20 protein-coding genes and 1 tRNA gene are annotated in these 20,004 nt (G+C 56.6%); all 21 read right to left on the bottom strand.

Translation table 11 applies throughout. From position 1 onward, the window contains the following. Window positions 1–6 precede the first annotated feature (6 nt). The 21 genes from C8273_RS04530 to flhA all read right to left on the bottom strand — a co-directional run bounded on the left by C8273_RS04530 (window position 7) and on the right by flhA (window position 19,943). Window positions 7–564: a hypothetical protein gene (locus tag C8273_RS04530; RefSeq protein WP_199820999.1), complete on the bottom strand. Its 558-nt coding sequence runs from the start codon at window positions 562–564 to the stop codon at window positions 7–9. A gap of 14 nt (window positions 565–578) precedes the next feature. Then, window positions 579–2,348 (bottom strand): sensor domain-containing diguanylate cyclase, encoded by a 1,770-nt coding sequence (locus tag C8273_RS04525; protein ID WP_106626575.1) that lies wholly within the window; start codon window positions 2,346–2,348, stop codon window positions 579–581. A 153-nt stretch (window positions 2,349–2,501) separates the two neighbouring features. Then, window positions 2,502–4,061 carry a ribonuclease Y gene (gene rny / locus C8273_RS04520; protein ID WP_106626574.1) on the bottom strand — a complete coding sequence of 520 codons (1,560 nt, stop codon included), beginning with the start codon at window positions 4,059–4,061 and terminating at the stop codon, window positions 2,502–2,504. Window positions 4,062–4,200: 139 nt separating this feature from the next. Further along, on the bottom strand, window positions 4,201–4,668 hold the full coding sequence (locus C8273_RS04515; protein ID WP_106626573.1) for a hypothetical protein: 468 nt from the start codon (window positions 4,666–4,668) through the stop codon (window positions 4,201–4,203). Window positions 4,669–4,678: 10 nt separating this feature from the next. Next, a complete protein-coding gene (gene floA, locus C8273_RS04510; protein ID WP_106626572.1) occupies window positions 4,679–5,677 on the bottom strand; it encodes a flotillin-like protein FloA in 999 nt (332 codons plus the stop codon). A gap of 30 nt (window positions 5,678–5,707) precedes the next feature. Beyond that, window positions 5,708–6,340 (bottom strand): NfeD family protein, encoded by a 633-nt coding sequence (locus C8273_RS04505; RefSeq protein WP_106626839.1) that lies wholly within the window; start codon window positions 6,338–6,340, stop codon window positions 5,708–5,710. A gap of 63 nt (window positions 6,341–6,403) precedes the next feature. Continuing rightward, window positions 6,404–6,480, bottom strand: a tRNA-Pro gene (locus C8273_RS04500). A gap of 35 nt (window positions 6,481–6,515) precedes the next feature. Beyond that, window positions 6,516–7,289 (bottom strand): hypothetical protein, encoded by a 774-nt coding sequence (locus tag C8273_RS04495; protein ID WP_199820997.1) that lies wholly within the window; start codon window positions 7,287–7,289, stop codon window positions 6,516–6,518. Between the two features lie 49 nt (window positions 7,290–7,338). Then, window positions 7,339–7,674, bottom strand: coding sequence for a hypothetical protein (locus C8273_RS04490; protein WP_106626571.1), 336 nt, complete (start codon window positions 7,672–7,674; stop codon window positions 7,339–7,341). A 17-nt stretch (window positions 7,675–7,691) separates the two neighbouring features. After that, window positions 7,692–9,290, bottom strand: coding sequence for a DUF342 domain-containing protein (locus C8273_RS04485; RefSeq protein ID WP_106626570.1), 1,599 nt, complete (start codon window positions 9,288–9,290; stop codon window positions 7,692–7,694). A gap of 65 nt (window positions 9,291–9,355) precedes the next feature. Continuing rightward, a complete protein-coding gene (locus tag C8273_RS04480; RefSeq protein WP_106626569.1) occupies window positions 9,356–10,102 on the bottom strand; it encodes a FliA/WhiG family RNA polymerase sigma factor in 747 nt (248 codons plus the stop codon). A 36-nt stretch (window positions 10,103–10,138) separates the two neighbouring features. Then, complete coding sequence (locus tag C8273_RS04475; protein WP_106626568.1) at window positions 10,139–10,540, bottom strand: hypothetical protein; 402 nt, start codon at window positions 10,538–10,540, stop codon at window positions 10,139–10,141. A gap of 17 nt (window positions 10,541–10,557) precedes the next feature. Continuing rightward, a complete protein-coding gene (locus C8273_RS04470) occupies window positions 10,558–11,043 on the bottom strand; it encodes a chemotaxis protein CheD (protein WP_106626567.1) in 486 nt (161 codons plus the stop codon). Between the two features lies 1 nt (window position 11,044). Further along, a complete protein-coding gene (locus tag C8273_RS04465; protein ID WP_106626566.1) occupies window positions 11,045–11,668 on the bottom strand; it encodes a chemotaxis protein CheC in 624 nt (207 codons plus the stop codon). A gap of 29 nt (window positions 11,669–11,697) precedes the next feature. Then, window positions 11,698–12,165: a chemotaxis protein CheW gene (locus C8273_RS04460; protein WP_106626565.1), complete on the bottom strand. Its 468-nt coding sequence runs from the start codon at window positions 12,163–12,165 to the stop codon at window positions 11,698–11,700. Between the two features lie 18 nt (window positions 12,166–12,183). Then, window positions 12,184–14,226, bottom strand: coding sequence for a chemotaxis protein CheA (locus tag C8273_RS04455; RefSeq protein WP_106626564.1), 2,043 nt, complete (start codon window positions 14,224–14,226; stop codon window positions 12,184–12,186). 18 nt (window positions 14,227–14,244) lie between these two features. Continuing rightward, window positions 14,245–14,811, bottom strand: coding sequence for a CheB methylesterase domain-containing protein (locus C8273_RS04450; protein WP_407695397.1), 567 nt, complete (start codon window positions 14,809–14,811; stop codon window positions 14,245–14,247). Between the two features lie 52 nt (window positions 14,812–14,863). Continuing rightward, the gene (locus C8273_RS04445) at window positions 14,864–15,553 is read right to left on the bottom strand and encodes a flagellar brake protein (RefSeq protein WP_106626562.1); all 690 of its coding nucleotides are present in this window, start codon (window positions 15,551–15,553) and stop codon (window positions 14,864–14,866) included. Window positions 15,554–15,577: 24 nt separating this feature from the next. Beyond that, on the bottom strand, window positions 15,578–16,462 hold the full coding sequence (locus C8273_RS04440; protein ID WP_106626561.1) for a MinD/ParA family protein: 885 nt from the start codon (window positions 16,460–16,462) through the stop codon (window positions 15,578–15,580). Between the two features lies 1 nt (window position 16,463). Further along, window positions 16,464–17,858 (bottom strand): flagellar biosynthesis protein FlhF, encoded by a 1,395-nt coding sequence (gene flhF, locus C8273_RS04435; protein ID WP_106626560.1) that lies wholly within the window; start codon window positions 17,856–17,858, stop codon window positions 16,464–16,466. After that, a complete protein-coding gene (gene flhA / locus C8273_RS04430) occupies window positions 17,859–19,943 on the bottom strand; it encodes a flagellar biosynthesis protein FlhA (protein ID WP_106626837.1) in 2,085 nt (694 codons plus the stop codon). Window positions 19,944–20,004: the final 61 nt, after the last annotated feature.

Here is a 20,004-nt window from a genome sequence, read left to right as displayed (position 1 = left end):
TATTCCTCATCGATTGTAAACAACCACCTGGTCTCGCTCACGAATACCGACGAGACGATCCCGCAGCGGGAGTTCGCGCACCGCCATCAGCATCCGCTCAAGCGTCTCGTGTTGGATCGTACGAAATTCCGCATCGAGTACATCCGCGCCATGTTGATCGATGAGCAGCTTCTCCCCAAAGCGATCCGTCAGAAGCTGTGCAATGAGGCTCAGCTCGCGCTCGGAGAGTTCGTCCATCCGGCGCGCGAGATGCAGCATCGTAAGCCCTTCGTGTTTCTCGTAGGAGAAATCCAGCGCACTTGCGACGCTCCCCTCAAGCGCATGATAGGTCGCAATGCTCTCGGCGAGCAGTGCGGCAAAAGCCTCAATCTCTGCCAAAGGAAGTGCATCGCGCACAACGAAATCCATCGTTAAAAGTTCCTGCCTGGGGTCGTAGGAAACCGCCTCGATCTCCGGAAAGCAGACGAGCACGGAGGCAAGCAGCTGTACGCCAGGACGTGCCTGCTCACTTCGTCCGGAGCCCGCAGGGCGTCCGAACAAGCGCCTGCGCAGAAAATCAAACACAGCGGATCCCCCCTTCATTCACACGATTCCACACGCCCGAGTCCGAGTGCGTAGACCGCATTGCGTCCTGCCTTTTTCGCCTGATAGAGCGCCTCGTCGGCATTCTTAAAGAGCTGCAGTTCGTTGTCCTTCTCCGCATCAAAGGTTGCCACACCGATACTCACCGTAACATTCTGATCAAATGGCATCTCGGAAGACTCCACCGTACGGCGGATCCGCTCGCCTACCCTGCCGGCAACGGAGAGCGTTGCGCCCTCCAAAATGACGAAGAACTCGTCCCCACCCCAGCGGCAGCCGGCATCCGATCCGCGTATCGTGTGTGAAATCGCATTGGCGACCGTCAGCAGTACCTTGTCCCCCATATCATGCCCATAGGTATCATTAACCCCCTTGAAGTGGTCAATATCCATCAGGATGACAGAGAGTGGCGTCTTATTTTCCTGTGCGCGCGTGACCGCAGCCTTCAGAAGGCGCTCCATCGCGCGGCGGTTCAGGAGATTCGTCAAGGCGTCACGGCTCGCGAGCTGGGTGAGTCGCTGATTCGCCGTAAAGAGTTCCTCCTCCGAGACGCGAATAAAGTGCGACATGAACGCAAGCATCTTACGGTCATAGGAAAGATGCGCCACACGCTTCGTCTGCAGAGGGGTATTCTTGACGTAGCCCAGATCTTCCTTCAGCCCCACAAGCAGGACATTCAGATTCGCGGTCGCGATCCGTTTCCCTATGCGGCGTACCTCACCGAACACAAAGGCCGTGGAGGACGGAAAGCCCGTGCACGGCGTCATCTCCGACACAACATCATCGCCGAGCAGGAGGTAGTGCCCGATGCAGGCAGCTCCAAAAATCGCCTGCGGTGAGAACGCCGACAGCGCCCGTACATTCTCTGCCGCCTTCGAGAGAATGCCGTACGGGTCACCATAGGCAAGGCGAAACTTTGTCCCCTGCTGCATGGGAAGTCCAAAGACCAGTTCCCCTGTCCCCTCTTTGATCCGGAGAGGAACACGTGCCGAAACAGAGCCGTCCTCCTCCTCAAAGCAAAGCGGGAAGAGTGCCGCATCCGAACCAAAATTGCCGTCGTCCTTGATGCCGAAATAGCGTTCATAAATTTTAATCGGCGCGTCCCCGTCAAGTTCCTTGATCGTATAGTCCTCGACGCGTGTCGCGACAATTTCACGGCCAAGCATATTCCAGCCAAAATTGCGTGTGACGAGCACCTCCAGATTTTCCCCACGGAACACAACCGCAAGGACACCGTACCGCATCTCCATACCATCCGCAATGAGATAACCGTACGCATTCATGGCAGGTGCATCGGCAAATGCGCCAAAGATCTGAATGCGCTCATCCATGACGGAAATGTCGTTAAACAGGTCGTCAATCTTTTCCATCAGACCAACCACATAGAATGCCGTGGCCTTCGTATCTGGGTGCGCCGCAATAAAGTCTACAAATTGCTCATTTGCTTCCGAATCTTTTCCACTGACAACAAAAAAATCCACCTGCGATGACTCAAATGCCGAAAAGGTCAGCATGATCCCATCGATATCGAGGTGCATATCGCTCATTTTAAGGGCACAGGTATACACCAGGATGCGCGCCGCAGGAAACAGTTCCCGCACGGCGCACTGGATCGAACGAGCCTTTTCTGCCGGCATCTCGCACGGTGCTGCAATCGTAATCAGCAGGGACTCAATGTGTGGAATATGCTCCAGTTTTTCCTTCGCCTGCTCCGCCTTGCGCTGGGCGTCGGCGCTGCCGGAAACGATGTATGTCAGCTGCTGCATACGTCCTCCTTGCGGAATCTCTGTCGGCGCAGGGATTCCTAGAAAAGGGGGGCGATGCCCCCCTTATGTGATCCATCACAACGGCACAGCCTTTCGGAATCGCTGATAAAACAGCCCCTCAGATTGGCGCGGCTGAATTCTTCAGTGCTTCCTTTACTTGGCGTAGTCCACAACGCGCGTTTCACGAATGACCGTCGCCTTGATCTGCCCTGGATATTCAAGATCGCCCTCGATCTTTTTCACGATGTCATGCACGAGCACAGCTGCGCCCGCATCATCCACCTTGTCCGGCTTCACCATCACGCGGATCTCGCGCCCTGCCTGAATTGCAAAGCAGCGTTCTACGCCCTCGAACGACTCGGCGATCTCCTCAAGTGCCTTGAGCCGTTTGATGTAGGATTCAAGACTCTCACGGCGTGCCCCGGGACGTGCCGCTGAGACGGCATCCGCCGCAGCGACGAGCACCGCCTCAATCGTTGTCGCCTCCTCGTCACCGTGGTGACTGGCGATGATATTGATGACTTCCTTGGACTCACGATATTTGCGTGCAAGCTCTGCTCCAACGGTCACATGCGGTCCCTCGATCTCATGGCTGACCGCCTTGCCAATGTCATGCAGGAGGCCGCCGCGCTTGGCGAGCATGACATCACACTCGAGCTCTGCCGCCATGAGTCCCGCGAGATGCGCAACCTCGATGGAGTGTGCAAGCACATTCTGCCCGTAGCTTGTCCGGTAGCGCATGCGTCCGAGAAGGCGTACCAGCTCTGGATGGATGCCATGCACCCCCGTCTCGAACGTCGCCTGCTCGCCTGCCTCCTTGATGCGCTGATCGACCTCACGGCGTGCCTTCTCGATCATCTCCTCAATGCGTGCGGGGTGGATGCGACCGTCCTGAATCAGCTTTTCGAGGGCGATGCGCGCAATCTCGCGGCGCACGGGATCGAATCCGGAGAGGATGACCGCCTCCGGCGTATCGTCAATGATGAGGTCGATGCCCGTCAGCGTTTCGAGCGTACGGATATTGCGCCCCTCACGCCCGATGATGCGCCCCTTCATCTCATCGTTCGGCAGCGCCACGACCGAAACCGTCGTCTCCGCCACATGATCGGCGGCGCAGCGCTGGATCGCAACACTCAGAATCTCGCGTGCCGCCTTGTCCGCCTCGTCCTTCGTCTGCTGGACGTACTCCTTGATCTTGCGTGCCTTCTCATGTTTCAGCTCGTCCTCGGCCTCTGCCATGAGAATCGTCCGCGCCTCCTCTGCCGAAAGACCCGACACGCGTTCGAGTTCCTGCTTCTGGCTCTCGTAGAGTGCTGTGACCTCGGCCTGTGTCTTGTCGATTCGCGCCTCCTTGCGTGCAAGCCCCTCCTCCTTCTTCTCGATGGATTCAAGCTTGCGGTCGAGATTTTCCTCCTTTTGAATCGTACGGCGTTCCAGGCGCTGCAGTTCACTGCGGCGCTCCTTTGTATCCCGCTCAAAATCCTGCCGCTGACGCTGAATCTCCTCCTTCGCCTCCAGCAGAACTTCCTTCTGCTTTGTCTCCGCCTTCTTTTCGGCCTCCTCGACAATGCGCTTTGCTTCGTTCTCGGCTGATCCTATCTGAGCCTCCGCCGTGCGTTTGCGCGCAACATAGCCCGCAGCGGCACCGACGGCAACAGCAATAATTACCGCTAGTAATTCCGTAAGAATAACGGCCACCTCCTCTTTTATCATGTAGAAAAGCCTATAGAATACTCCTATTCATTTTAATGTTTTTTCTCTATAGTGTCAAGAATTCTATGAGCACGCTGCCGTGTCCGCACACAAAAAGAAGCTGCTGCACCAGGGAAAACCTCGTGCAGCAGCCCTTCTTCTATCTTCTCGGAAATCTGCGCAGCGCGCGCGGCTTTCCAAGCACCTCGGCAAGCACAACCGCCTGCTTCATCGTATCCGGCGTGAGATGCGGCAGCAGATCAGCCGTTTGACGAGCAGAGCCGCGTGGAGCGGCGAGCGCGGCGGCCTGTGCCTCCTCTGCGGCAAGACGAGCCGCGCGCTCCTCGCGCTCGCGTGCGCGCTTTGCCCGCTGCGCTTCCTTCTGCGCTTCCTCCCACTTTGCCCGCAGCTCCTGCGCACGCAGCACCTCCGCGTCCACAGTGATCTTCACATCCGCAGGAATCCCACGCATCGGCGGAATCTCGAAGGTCGCGTTCCGCTCTGTGTGCCGCTTCGGACGTGGAATATCCTGCGGCACGGTCGGCGGCGGTACCTTCTTCCTGCCGCGCACACGATCATCAAAAACAGCGAGCGCTACGGCAACGGCAATGACAATGAGGTATTCCATACCGCAGCCCTCACTTTGCGGGAGATGTCGGCAGCTTTCCGTCCACCTTCCCCGAGGCACTGATCGCCTGACGCATGTCGGTGTCGGACTGGATGTTGTTCAGCTGATAGTAGTCCATGACACCGAGCTTTCCTTCACGCAGCGCCTGTGCCATGGCATGCGGCACCTCGGACTGTGCCTCGACCACCTTGGCCTCCATCTCCTGCGTATACGCCTTCATCTCCTGCTCGCGTGCAACCGCCATGGCACGGCGCTCCTCCGCCTTTGCCTGTGCAATGCGCTTATCCGCCTCTGCCTGATCGGTCTGCAGCTCCGCGCCAATGTTGCGCCCGACGTCGACGTCCGCAATATCAATGGAGAGGATCTCAAACGCCGTTCCGGCATCAAGACCTTTTCCCAGCACCGTCTTGGAGATGTCGTCGGGGTTTGCAAGCACATCTTTATGGTTTTCCGAGGAACCGACCGTCGTGACAATGCCCTCGCCGACGCGTGCAATGATGGTCGGCTCCCCTGCGCCGCCGACAAGACGGTCAATGTTCGCGCGCACCGTGACACGCGCCTTGATCTTGAGTTCGATGCCGTTTGCCGCTACCGCCGAGACAATCGGTGTCTCAATGACCTTCGGATTGACGCTCATCTGAACGGCATCCAGCACGTCACGTCCCGCAAGGTCAATCGCCGCCGCACGCTCAAACGGCAGCGCAATCTGCGCCCGATGCGAGGCGATCAGCGCGTCGACGACCTTGTCCACGTTGCCGCCCGCAAGATAGTGTGCCTCCAGCTGATTGACACTCACATCAAGCCCCGCCTTGTTCGCCTTGATGAGCGGCAGCACAATGCGCCCGGGCGGAACGCGGCGCAGACGCATCCCGATGAGCGAGACGATGCTCACCGAGACATTGGCCGAGATCGCGGATATCCACAGCCCGAGCGGGACGAAGTGCAGAAAAATCGACACGGCAAGAATAACAATGACAACGAGGAATGCTCCTCCAAACAGTGCTCCCATACGAACCTCCTTGATTATTCCCGCAAAACATCAGGACTCGCGCACGACGACGCGGCTGCCGTTCACGGACAGGACAACAATACTCTTTCCCTTTTGAATAAAGGCGCCCTCTGAGATCACATCCACGGGACAGCCGTCGATGCGTGCCGTTCCCGAAGGACGCAGTTCTGTGAGCACCTCGCCCGTTTTCCCTACAAGTTCCGCCCGCTCTGCTGCGCTGACGTAGCCCTCCTCCGTACGCGAACTCTTTTGCAGGACAACCTTGTTCCAGAGTTTGCTCGACGGCAGACGCGAAACGATGAGCAGGAAGAAGATAATCGAAAGGACGAGCGCAATGCCAAGTGCGGCGAGCGCCCCGATGTCCCCGCCCAGTGCGAGCACGATGCTGTAGAGCATCGCCGCGACACCGAGTCCCGCGAGGAGCCCGACGGTCGGCAGCAGAATCTCTACGATAATCAGCAGAACCCCTGCGAGAAAGACCGCGATGTGATAGATTTCCACAAGCCCGCGCGTATATTGGCTGCCCCAAAAGACGGCAGCCGCGACTATGCCGAGCAGGACACCCACGCCAAGTCCCCCCGTCTTGATCTCGACCATGATGGAGAGAAACATGACGGCAAGCAAGAGGACTTGCAAAACGCTGTTGTCTACAATGAGATTCACAAGCATCGCCTCCTTACACAAAAAACCTCCGCGCACGCTGCGCGGAGGTTCCTACTGCTGAAATGGTCGGAACGACGAGATTTGAACTCACGACCTCTTCCACCCCAAGGAAGCGCTCTACCAAGCTGAGCTACGTCCCGAACAACAGGTATTATAGCGATATTTTTGCTTTTTGTCAATCCCTTTGCGTCATCTGTTTCATCAGGCGCAGTGCACCGATCTCAACGCTGGTTTCGCGCGCCACCTGCTCGACACTGCGTCCGGCACGCAAAAGGGCGCGCGCCTTGATGAGCGCCTCATCCTCGCGCACGGGTGCCTCCGCACTTTCGTCAACGGGCGATGGAGGCGGCTGTCGCAGGGGTGCTGAAGGTGCGGTATAAGGGGTATGCCCGACCTCCGGACGAGGAGGCGGGATCTCATGCGGCACGGCTCTTGGTGCTGCCGGCTGCGGCACAGGCGCTGGCTGGGGCGGCGGCGTGCGCTCGACTGCGGCACGCGCCTGTTCCCGCAGAATGGACTGGTGCAGCACGGCAGCGAATTCGTCGCCATCGGTACGGCGTGCCTCCTGTACCTGCGGCGTAGGCATGGGCTGCTGCACGCGCTGTGCAGATCGTGCGGGAGGAAGCGCCGTGGTCTGTCCAAGGTCGCTGAGCCGCCGTTCGAGTTCTTCAATACGCTGTCGCAGCGCCCATTCGAGACGCTGCGCATCAGCCACGCGTGTCTCCAGCCGCACGCGACGATCATCGGCCTCACGCAGCAGCCCCTCAAGCTTGGTCACATGAGATCCCAGCCGCTTGATGATGGTGTCGGCGGATTGCTGCAGCTCTTTTTTCAGTTTTTCAATGGAGGCGGCAAGATCCTCATCGTCCTCCTCACTGCGCTGTCTGCGGTGGATGATGTACCGGACAACGAGCAGAAGAACAGCGCCGAGAATGATGAGTGCGCCCAAAATTTCGGTGATGGAAATAATAATAGGATGCCTCCCTTATCAGTGGTTCCTATAAACTGATGTCGAGATGTACGCCCCGGCTCGGGTCGGCAGCAAGGCGCTGAAGGAGCTCAGCACCGTGATCCTCACCGCGCGACCTGCGTCCCTGACTGCCGCGGCCGCCCCCCTGCCTGCGCTCGCGTTCCGGATCATCCTTCACGCGCGCATCCTCGCTCGCCTCTTCCTTTGCACGCACCTGCTTGCGCGCAAGCTCCGCGTCCTCTTTTTGACGCAGGGTTTCAAAGTTCTGCTGGATATTGACTTGGTTCTGCATATTGCTCTGAACGTTTCCCGCTTCATTTGACTGAGGAAACATCATCTGCATGCTGATCGGCGTAACATTCATGGCGGTACCTGCCTCTCTTAAAAGATGCCTACGGCAATCTCCCCATCGATCATCTGCAATCGCGCGTTGTGCAGCTCACCCTCAATGGTTTTCTTCACTCCGTTGATCGTTGCATTAACGCCGGGATAGATCGTATCCGAGGCGAGAATCACACCGTTCTTCATCTGTTCGAGATCCTCATCCATCTGGGCGAGGTCTTCCTGCATCCGTTTGATCTTCATCGCAAGCGGGAATTGCGCATGTGTCATCTCAACGAGCTGCTCCCTGCGCCGCTCGGACAGACTCATGAGCGGCTGTTTTTTGAGGGTATTCAGGGAGAGACGAATTTCCGTCAGCTGCTTGACTGCCGTTTCGCATTCCTTTTTCAGCTGTTCATAGCGATGCTTCAGATTTGGATCTACCCCGACGTGAAGATTTGTCTGCACGTAGAACGCATTGCCAAGAATCTTGGCGCGGATGGATTCTCCCGCACCGATGTTCCCCCCCGTGATGATGCCGCGCCGCCCCTCGACGCGGATGTGATGCCCCGCACGCATCTGCGCGTGCAAAACGACATCATTGACGTAGATGTCGCGCTCGGCGACGACGTCTGCATTCTCGATAAAGGAGATGCTCACATCCTCAAGTGCGCGGATCTTTCCGATGTTCATGCCGCGAATGCCGCCGTGCACGATCACATTGCGCCCTTCCACCTGTGCGCCGCCAACAACGCCTTTGATCTCAATATCGCCTGTCGCCTTGACGGAAAAGCCGCTCTCCACATCTCCATGGATCTCGACGCTTCCGGCAAAATTCACATTCCCCGTTCCCACATCGACACCGGTATCAATGACGAGATGCGGATCTATGCTGATCTTCTTTCCATCATCGACAATCTGTCCATCGATCAGAGCGACAAGTTCATGTCCATTGACGATCTTGGTGTTCTTCCCCTGCGGCAGGGAAACGGGCTTTCCGGGTTTTGCCGGAACTTCCTCACCAAAGACATTGATCCCCGGTGTCCCTGCCGTCTCCGGAATGTGGACGGCAACCACATCGCCGATCTGCGCACGGATAAAGATGTTCATATCCTTGTAGTCAACGCGGTCAAATGCACGCACGGCAGGGCGCCCCTTGACCCCCATATCGAAATTTCGTTCAATGCGTGCATCCGTTCCCGGTATGGGTTCCGTACCGCGTGCAGCAAAAAAGGGCGTCAGACGCGCGACACCGCGCCCGATCGCCTCGCGGTCAATGCCATGAACGACCTTTTTCGCGGCAAGCGCATCCAGCACATCCGTCATATCGGGCGGCAGGTTCCCCTTCTTCTCGTCGAAGCGTACGGCCGCCGTCATCCCATCGCGTGCGATCTCGATGGAAAAGGGAATGACCGCATTCTCCTCCCCCTGCTCCGTCCGCGGCTCCAATTTTGTCTCAACCCCGTCCGCTGCACGGACAAGACGGGCGAGTTGAATGATGTCGTAATCCGTAACCTCTGCATCCTCAAGACGCTTTCTCAGCACGGACAGTTCAATAACGGCACCTCCGCGTTCCTCCGGATAGACGGTGAGATAATTTCCATCCGCCTTGATGACGAGTTGAAACCCCTCGCGCAACCCTCCAATGGTTCGTTCCACAATATCACTCCCGATCTATCAAAACTGCACCTCTATTTCAACTATTTGCACGAAGATAGGGTGCATCATTCCTCGTCATTCATACGGGCAAGCGTGCCGCGCATACGGAAGATGGCCTTCGTGTGCAGCTGTGAGATGCGTGCCTCGGACAGATGCAGAATCGCTGCAATCTCCTTGAGCGTCATTTCATCGTAATAGTAAAGTCCGACAACGATGCGTTCCTTTTCCGGAAGTTTCTCAATCGCTGCGGCGAGTGTCTCCTTGACCTCCGTCCACTCTGCATGCTCGACAGGACCATCTTCCATGGACGCAGGAGAATCCGTACGCAGATATTCCTCCAGCGGAATGATCGTTGCTGCGCTGACCTGCCCCTCCAGATGGTGCAGCCCATCAATCGTGAGATCCAGTTCGGCTGCAAGTTCCTCGTCGGTTGCCGTACGCCCGAGTTCCCCCTCAAGATGCGCAACGGCCTTTTCGTACTTCTTGATGTTCTGACGCACACTGACGGGAATCCAGTCCTTCGCGCGCAGATGGTCAAGCATGGCGCCCCGTACGCGCACTCCGGCATACGTCTCAAATTTATTTCCGCGATCGAGCTCATAGCGCTCAATCGCATCCAATAGACCAAAGAAGCCGCTGCTCAGAAGATCCTCGCGATCAACGTGCTGCGGCAGACTGATCGCAATGCGGCCGGCGACAAGGCGAACAAGAGGAAGATAGTATTCTGCAATACGATTGCGTACAGTGACTGATTTCTCGGTTGCGTACATCTGCCAGAGTTCTTCGATATTCTCTGTCGACGGCTCAGGCATTCCTCTCATCTCCTCCCCATCGTCTTCCTACACCGATCAAGCCGGTGCTGCCACGCCGCCGCTCTCCTCCGTATGATGCTCCGACGGGCTTTTCAGATGGACGAATGCGTCTTCCGAAAGGGGCTGGAAGCTGGACGCAGACGCAAAGTCTTCTGCCGCCTTGTCGCTGTTTTCCACTGCACTGAAATCAATATCCTCTGGGTCATAGAGCTGTGCCTGCATATCCTGCATGCGCTCTTCGGGCATCTTGTCAAAGACCGCCCAGCCTTTTGCCTCTAGGATGAATACAACGAGATAGGTGAATATTCCTGCACACAGAAACGCGATCAGGCTGCGCAGAAGCGCTGTCGTCACACGCGCATCAGCAATCATCCCCGTAAGGAATACAACAAGCGCAGCAATGACGGAAAATACCAAGGTCATACCGAGTTTGAACATACATTTCACCTTCCTCTCTATATCGTTTTATCTCCCTTGCTCACGGTCTTAACGGTATAGGTTCCATCGTTCAGATCAATCGACACCGTGCGCCCATAGTTGAGTCCCGTATCCTCGGCAATGAGGCGAATCCCGTGCTGCGCCAAAAGAGCCTTTGCCGCCTGCGCATTGCGCTCACCGACGCGCATGACACTCGTCGTATTGGAGAACGCAAACATCTGCGCACCTCCTGCAATCTTTGCCACAAGGCGGGACTTCGATGCACCTAGCCGCAGGACATCCGCGAGCATCAGCGGAAATCCAGTATCGATAAATTTTGCCGGCGTATCCGAGGGACGCGCCTGCTTGCTGTCCGGCAGCATATAGTGGAGGAGTCCCCCCACCTTTGCCGTGGGATCATAGAGAGAAAGGCCGATACAGGAGCCCAATCCATAGCTGATGAGTGTGGATGGAGCTGTGCCGACTTTGTAGTCGGCCATACCGACTTTTATCAAATCCGGCATATCATTCAACTCCTACCGCATTCATTATGGTGCTGAGCGACCCGGGATCCGGTACAAGGAAGAAATGTCCGCTGATGCTCCGATCCTCTGCCACGAAATTCGTTTCGATGAGAAGCGCGTGATCTCCCATCTCGCCAAGCTGAACCAAAACTACATTGAGAATGGCACCTGCCATATCCACGGCGAGTGCAGGAATGGACGGCAGCATGCTCATGCCCGTGAACGTATAGAATGCGTTCAGGTAGGAGCCGGCAAGAATATTGCCGATCTCCATAAGCGCTGATTCGTCCATGTTATCCAGTTCGATCGTCTCACCGCGTTCCCGCCCGAGAAGTGTATCAACAAGTGCAAACGCACTCTCCCGCGGGATGAGAAACAGGATATTGCTCGGTGCCTTTCCGTAGACGCGCAGGAAAATACCGACGACCACCAGTTCCGGGCCGCCGACAAATTCCGGGACATCTTCGATTGGAACCAATGCCACATGGGGCACATTCATTTCAATGCGCCGCTGAATGAGACGGGAAAGCGCCGTCGCGGAGTTGCCCGCTCCGACATTTCCGATCTCCTTGAGTACATCCAGCTGCAGCTCCGACAGTTCTGTCAGATTCTCATCTACGGTCATTGACATTACCTCTTAATCGCGAAGCAGGGTTATTTCGCATCCTTCGGAAGTCCGACGATCTCCTCGAGGTTGAGGAGAACGATGAGTCTGCCCCTGATATTGCCGATTCCACTGAGGAATCGGCTGCTCTCGCGCGCATTCATCGCCTTTTTTGTATCGATGGGCGCATTCTCAAGACTCAGCACCTCGGTCACGGCATCGACGAGCATGCCGACATGGACATCCTCGACGGAAACCGTAACGATGCGCGTGCGGTCGGTATACGGTGTCTCCGCGAGCCCGAGCCGCTGCTTGAGGTCAATGACGGGGAGAACCGAGCCACGCAGATTGATGACGCCCTTGATGAAGTCCGCCGCGAACGGAACGCGCGTAATATCCGTAAGGTTGCGGATCTCCTGCACGTTCAGAATGCTGACGCCGTATTCTTCATCGCGAAGATTGAATGCCACATACTGCGAGTTCTGCGGCGCATTTCCCTGATTCATATCATCTGCCATCTTCTTTGCCCTCCCCTTTTACTGCTGAATCATCGTTGCAACATCAAGAATCAGTGCAACCCTGCCATCACCAAGAACGGTTGCTCCGCCGAAGAGTTTAAGTCCGGCAAAGAGGTTGCCGAGCGTCTTGATAACGATTTCCTGCTGCCCGATCAGATTGTCGACAACGATGCCCGCCTTTGCCTCGCCCGCATGAACGACGACAACGAAATGCTCGTCGGAGTCCTTCGTGTGCGGAACCTGCAGAGCCTCCTCCATGCGGATAATCGGAATGATCTCGCCGCGCAGGACAATGACCTCCTTGTTCTGGACGGTCTGGATGTCCGTGGGCTCGATGTTGATCGTACTGTCAATGGAGGTGAGCGGAATAGCGTACATCTCCTCCTGCACGCGCACAAGCATCGCCTGGATAATGGCAAGCGTGAGCGGCAGCTTGATCTTGAAGATGGATCCCTCGTCGATGTGCGTTTCCACATCGACATGTCCCGAGAGCGCCTCGATCTTACTGCGCACAACGTCCATACCGACACCGCGGCCGGAGATGTCCGTGATCTGCTCCGCCGTCGAGAATCCCGGCAGGAAGATCAGTCGAACGGCATCCGCATCGTCGAGGCTGTCCGCCTCACTCTGCGAGATCATGCCCTTCTCGACTGCCTTGCGGCGGATCTTGTTCGCATCAATGCCTGCACCGTCGTCCGTAATCATGATGACAACGTTGTTGCCCTCGTGGCGCGCGATAAGACCGACCTCGCCGGTGCGCGGCTTGCCCTTTGCCTCGCGCTTCTCGGGGCTCTCAACACCGTGGTCGAGCGAGTTGCGCAGAAGGTGCATGATCGGATCACCGATCTCATCGATAACGGTACGATCCAGCTCTGTCTCCTCGCCCTCGATCGTGAGGTTGATTTCCTTGCCGAGTTCCTTCGATACGTCGCGCACCATGCGCGGGAAACGGTTGAACACGGCACTGACCGGAACCATGCGCACCTTCATGACGATGTTCTGCAAATCGCCCGTCACACGATCCATCTGTTCAAGCGTTTCCATAAGGTCGCTCAAACGGTGTGTCTGACCGATCTGCTCCAGACGAACTTTGTTGATAACCAGCTCACCCATGAGGTTCATGAGCGTGTCAAGCTTTTCAATGTCCACGCGGACACTCTGACTCTGATGCTGCTTCTTCGGCGGGGCTGCAGCGGGCTTGGCCGCCTCTTTCTTCGCAGGGGCTGCTGCCGGCTTCGCTGCTGGAGCGGCGGCAGGTGCCGCAGCAGGCGCCGCTGCTTCCTTACCGACCTTGTCCGGGTCAATCTCCTCAACCGCAATGTCCTCGATTTCCGAGACGGTATCCACGGCATTCTGGACGGCCTTAGCATCGCTGCTTGTGGCGACGATCACATCAAAGCTGCGCTCAAACTTCTCCTGCTCAAGATCCTCAGCAGGAGGAACGCTTTTGATGACATCACCGACCTCATCCAATGCCTGCATGACCATGACGGAACGCGCCGCCTTGAGGACGCAGGTCTCCATGAGCGTAACCTTGACATGGAAGGAGTGCATCCCGGCTTCTTTTGCCTTTTTCATGACATCGAGGTCAATGTCATCGAGGTCAATATTGGCAGCCGCAGCACCATCTGCTGTCGGTGCCGGTGCCGCTGCTGAGGGGGCTGCCGCAGCAGGCGCAGGCGTTCCTTTGGAGATGGAGCTCAGCTTTGCTACGAGATCCGAAACATCGACGACATCCTCAGCCTCGCCGTTGCCAACGCTGTCCACCATCTGCTCAAGGGAGTCCAGACATTTGAACAGCGTGTCCATGATGTCCTCGTTGAGCTTGAGCTGCTCCTTGCGGACGAGATCCAGAACGTCCTCCATCTCATGCGTAAGTTCCGCAATCTTGGCAAAGCCCATCGTTGCCGACATGCCTTTGAGTGTATGCGCATTGCGGAAGATGTCGTTCACCGCACTGATTTCTTCCATGTTCTCCTCAAGGCGCAGGAGTCCTTCATTCAGCGACTGCAGATGCTCATGCGACTCATCCAGGAACATGTCCATATACTGGTTATCCATTGATATTCCCCCTATTTTCTATCTTCTCACAGCCGCCTCAATCGCCTCTGCGATCTGCGGCAATGGGCATATCTCATCGGCCAGACCTGCCTCAATCACGGATTTGGGCATTCCGTAGACGACGCAGGTTGCTTCATCCTGCGCAATGCAGTAGCCGCCGTTTTCTTTGATCTTGCGCATCCCATCGCGCCCGTCACTGCCCATCCCCGTAAGGATCACAGCGACGACATCCTTTCCAAGAGGGGCAACCGAGTCATACATCACATTCACTGCAGGGCGGTGGTTCCCAACGGGCGGCTCATCGCTGAGTGCAATGCGCCGCGTACCCGCATCGTGCAGAACACGCAGGTGGTAGTTGCCCGGTGCGATATAGACACAGCCGGCTTCCAAAACGTTTCCATCCTGCGCCTCGCGTACGCGAACCTTCGAAACACCATCCAGCCGTGCCGCCAACGCACCGGTAAATCCCGCCGGCATGTGCTGCACAACGATCACGGGGCAGGGAAAACATTCGGAAAGCCCTGTGATAACGGTCTGCAGAGCCTGTGGCCCACCGGTGGAAGAGCCAATGACAACCAGTCGCATCCGCGTACGGGGTGCCCCCTGGCGCCGCATGGTCAATGCCTTTTTTTCTGACTCACTCATCTTTCACGCGCCCCACCTGACTTCGCTGTACCTGAAACAGGTAACGAACGATCTTATCGCGCATACTGCGTGAGATTCCTTGGAACTGCACGCCGACATGATAGATTGGTGCATCGTCCTCGCGTTCGATGCGGGTGCATCGCATGACCTTCGTCATCAGTTCGATCGTCCCGATTCCAGGAATGTCGTTGATTTCAAGGGCAGCAAATTCATCGAGATGCACTTGCCTGGACCACGCAAATGCAAGCCCGCTCCCGCTGATATCGACAATAGGCACACGTTTCGGAGCAGCAATCGTTCCCATGTAGTCAATCAAACGAACCGTTGCTGTGAGATTCACCTTGAGTCGAAAGAAACCACGTTTTTGATAGCGCTCCGCCACTTCTGGAATGGAGATGCGCAGGACAGGAATGTTATCGTGACGGCCATGCCCGCGATGGACGCTGAAAAAACGAAAATGACAGCCGTCTCCTGCAGCAAGCACATAAAGGTTCTCTCCGACGCGCGGGATAACAGGAACGTGGCGTTCGTCCAAGGGCATAGCAACGACGAGTTCATCTCCGACGATGTCCTCCACCCTGCTCGTATAGCCGGAATTTTCTTCCTCGCTGTTTTCAAAGAATATTTCCAGCCTCTGACCGATTGCTAAAACACCCCTTGCCTGTACCAATTCGCCCGCCATCTAAATTTTCCTCCTTGACAATGATCAAAACTTAAAAATTTGCTGTAAAAAACCTTTCCACCCACGTTTGATCCGCATCTCATTTCCGGTAATGAGTGTCTGTGCCAGTGCATCGATGCAGCGTGCCGCTGCGGTATTCGGCTCCGCTCTAAGCAGGGGGGTCTGCCGACGCACCGCCTTTGTGACCGATGTATCCTCGAAAACATACCCGAGGCAGTCCACCGGCATGTGCAGAAACTTCTCAGAGGCACGCTGCAGCTTTTGCGCCACCTCGCGGCACTCCCTCACTTCGTACACACGGTTGATAATAAGTCTGAGATTTTTCTGTGCCGCATAGATGCTGTACGCCTTCATCACCGCATAGGCATCGGTAAGAGAGGTCGGCTCCGGTGTCGTTACGAGCAGTACTTCGTCTGCGGCAAGAATGAAGTCCATGACATTGCGCCCAAGCCCTGCGCCCGTATCGACCAGAATGAGGTCGGCGCGTGTTGCGCAGTCCGCCAGTTTCTGCTGAAGAAGTATTTTCTCTGCCTGATCGTATTCGAGTGCCTTTTCAATTCCGGAGCCGCCGGATATGTATTGAATGCCATGCGGCGTATCCACGATGACATCGTCCAGCTTGACCTCCGGACGGATCAGATCAAGCAAATGTTTTCGCGAGGTGGCACCAAGCAGAATATCCACATTTGCCATGCCCAGATCCGCATCGATGACGAGGACGCGCTGCCCCCGTTTGCGCAGTGCAATCGCAAGGTTGACGGCAATGTTTGTCTTGCCGACGCCCCCTTTGCCGCTCGTAATCGCGATCACACGCACGTTCGACCATGCCTCCGCCTGTGCAGATGCGACGGATCCCTGCGTACTCTCTGCGCCGACCATTTGGCGCAGCCGCGCTGCCTGATCTTCCATATCATTCCCTCAAAAGAAGCGCAGCAAGGCGTTCTGCCGTCGCAGGGATAATGTCGTCCGGTACGCTCTGCCCATTCGAGAGAAACGAAAGGGGCGTTTTCTCACCTGCGAGAAGATTGAGCACCATACCGATCGTCCGCGTTTCATCCGTCTTTGTGAAGATGATACGATCCGGGCTGCATGCGGCGAAACGCTTCATGATCTCTGCAGCATCCTGTTCCTTCGTCGTCGCACTGACAACCAGATGTTTCTCCATCCGTGGATGTGCCGCAAGGAGTTCCTTGAGTTCATCCATCTGGAACTCATTGTATTGACTTCGTCCCGCCGTATCCACGAGAACAAAATCCTTGCTGCGGTGACGCGCAATCGCCTTCTTGAGTTCTGCCGCCGAGTAGACGACCTCCACGGGAAGACCTAGGATCTCAGCATACTTTTTGAGCTGTTCAACCGCCGAAATGCGATAGGTATCCGCCGTAATGAGCGCTCCCTTGAGGTTCTGTTCCAACACAAAGTGTGCCGCCACCTTGGCAAGTGTCGTCGTCTTGCCGACGCCCGTCGTCCCAATAAAGGCGACGACACGGGAGCCGTGTGCGCCGGGCTGCAGCCCATCGCTGAACTTCATCACCTGTCCGAGATAGCCCGCAAGGACGCTTCCCGCACGCGGGTCGAGGCTGTCCAAGTTCACATCGGCAATGGGAATCTTGCTTGAGAGTTCCTCGCAAAGATCCTCCCGCACCTCCTGCCTGCGCAGTGCATCGCGGATGGAGACGATCTCCTTCGGCTGATTCGCCGCCATCATGGAGGCAAGCATGGTCTTCATCTGCGCCAGTTCATCTTCGAGGAAGCGAATCCGCTCCGCAGAACCTTCATCCGCTGTAGGAACGGACTCCGCAGCGGGCACCGGCTCCACGGGAGGCTGCGGCATGGCAGCTGCCGCAGGAGGAGGCGCTGTTTCCTCGTATGCAGGTATCGATGTCGGTTGAGCGGTTGTAGACATGTCATACGCCTCCGGCGAATAGGGGGGGGCTGCTTCCTGCACGGGGTAGGCTGGCATGATAGGAGGTTCGCTCCCGTACGCCTCATAAGCGGGAAGGACGGCACGCGCCGGCTGTGCCGTTGCGCCATCGGTGACGGACGGCTCTGTCATACGGTACTGATTGAGCACACTGGTCGGAAGAATGGGGGATGCCGGCGGAACGTATGCGGAAGCAGCACGCGGCACGCGCGCCTGATTCTCATCGACAGCAGCGGTCACTTCGATCATCTCAGCCCCGCCGAGAACGCCGCCCTCACGATATTTTTTGGTATGAAGAAGTACGGCATCGCTGCCAAGTTCATCCTTGATCTGTTCCATCGCTTCCTTTACGGAGGAAGCGCGGACTGTCTTGACCTGCACTTAGATTCTCACCACCCCAAGGATCTGGATCTCAACATTCTGTTCAATCTCCGCATGGGAGAGCACGATCAGCCCCGGAATGGAGCGCTCGACGAGATTGCGGAAGTAAGGACGCACGGTTGGGCTCGTCAGCACGATCGGCTGATACCCCTGATCGGTCAGCTTTGCCAGTTCTTTCTGGAGTGCCATGAGCAGCTTCTGCATGGAATCCGGGTCAAGGCTGACATAGGATCCATGCTCGGTGCGCTGCACGCTGCCCGCGATTTTGTTTTCGATGGCGGGATCAAGGGTAATGCACGGCAACACCCCGTTCTGGACATTCTGCTGTGTAATATGACGCGCCATTGCATGACGGACATACTCCGTGAGAATATCTGTGTCCTTTGTCGCCGTGCCGTAGTCGGCAAGCACCTCAAGGATCGTACTCATATCGCGGATGGATATGCGCTCATGCAGAAGGTTGGCAAGCACCTTCTGTACCTCACCCACGCTGAGGAGGTTCGGAACGACCTCATCCACCAACGCACCATTTGTCTTGCGCAGATTATCGATGAGGTTCTGCGTCTCCTGACGTCCAAGAATTTCAGCCGCATGCTGCTTGATGATCTCCGTGAGATGCGTCGCGAGCACGGAGACCGCATCGACAACGGTGTAGCCGTTCAGCTCTGCCTGTTCGCGCTCGTTCTCCGAGATCCAAAGGGCGGGCAGTCCGAATGCTGGCTCCGTCGTCTCGATGCCCGGCACCTCCTCGAACACCGTCCCCGAGTTCATCGCGAGATAGTGGTCAAGCATGAGTTCACCGCGCGCAATCTCAACGCCCTTGAGTTTAATGATATACGCATTGGGCTTGATCTGGATGTTATCGCGAATGCGGATGGTCGGCACCACGAGGCCGAGCTCCAGTGCACACTGCCGACGGATCATAACGATGCGGTCGAGCAGATCGCCGCCCTGTCCCGTATCGACAAGGGGAATGAGGCTGTAGCCGATCTCGAGTTCCATGGGATCGACCTGCAGCAGCGAGACAATGTTCTCGGGCGTGGTCGCCTCTTTCTTTGCCTTTGCCTTCTGCTCGACCTGCTGTACCTCCTGCTCCACCGCCTGACCACGCCGAAGATTCCACGCAATAACGCCGCAGATTGCCGCCAGCACCGTGAACGGAACACCCGGCAGCCCCGGCATAATGGCGAGGAAAAGAAGCACGCCCGTGAGGATCATAAAGATACGCGCGTTGCGGAACAGCTGCTTGACGAGATCGCCGCCGAGGTTCCCCTCTGCCGCCGACCGCGTGACAATGATACCGGTCGCTGTCGAGATAAGGAGTGCCGGAATCTGTGCAACGAGACCTTCACCGACCGTCAGCAGGGTATAGGTCTGCAGTGCCTGTGCCGCATCCATATCGCGCTGCAGCATACCGATGACAAATCCGCCGCTAATATTGATGAGCATGATGACGATTGCGGCAATCGCATCGCCCTTGACGAACTTCGAGGCACCGTCCATTGCGCCGAAGAAATCGGACTCACGCTGTACCTTCTCGCGGCGGCGCTTTGCCTCCGCATCCGTGATCGCTCCTTGGTTCAGATCGGCGTCGATCGCCATCTGTTTGCCGGGCATCGCGTCGAGGGTAAAGCGCGCCGAAACCTCAGCGACGCGCTCCGACCCTTTTGTGATAACGATGAAGTTGACGATAACAAGGATGACGAACACAATAAACCCGACCACAGCATTACCACCGACAACAAAGTTGCCGAACGCAGTAATGACCTCACCGGCATAGCCGTTGAGAAGGATCAGGCGTGTGGAAGAGATATTAAGTGCAAGTCGGAACAGCGTTGTGATGAGGAGCAGGGAGGGAAAGACCGATAGATCGAGCGCCTCCACATTGTAGATTGCCGACATCACAACGAGCAGCGCAATCGTAATATTCAGGCAAATAAGGACATCAAGCAATATCGTCGGCAACGGAATGATCATCATGATAACGATGGTCACGATGGCGACGGCGATTAGAACATCACTGTATTTTTGTATGAGCTTGCCGGATGAAAGAGGATTTACACTGCCGGTCTGCGGTGTTGCCATACTCTCACTCACTCCCTCGTTTGCTGCGGAGGACAATAAAACCCTCGTCCTCCTAAATATT

The organism is Candidatus Centipeda massiliensis (genome assembly GCF_900290285.1).
Lineage (GTDB): Bacteria > Bacillota > Negativicutes > Selenomonadales > Selenomonadaceae > Centipeda > Centipeda massiliensis.
This window is presented reverse-complemented; position numbering and strand designations above follow the sequence as displayed.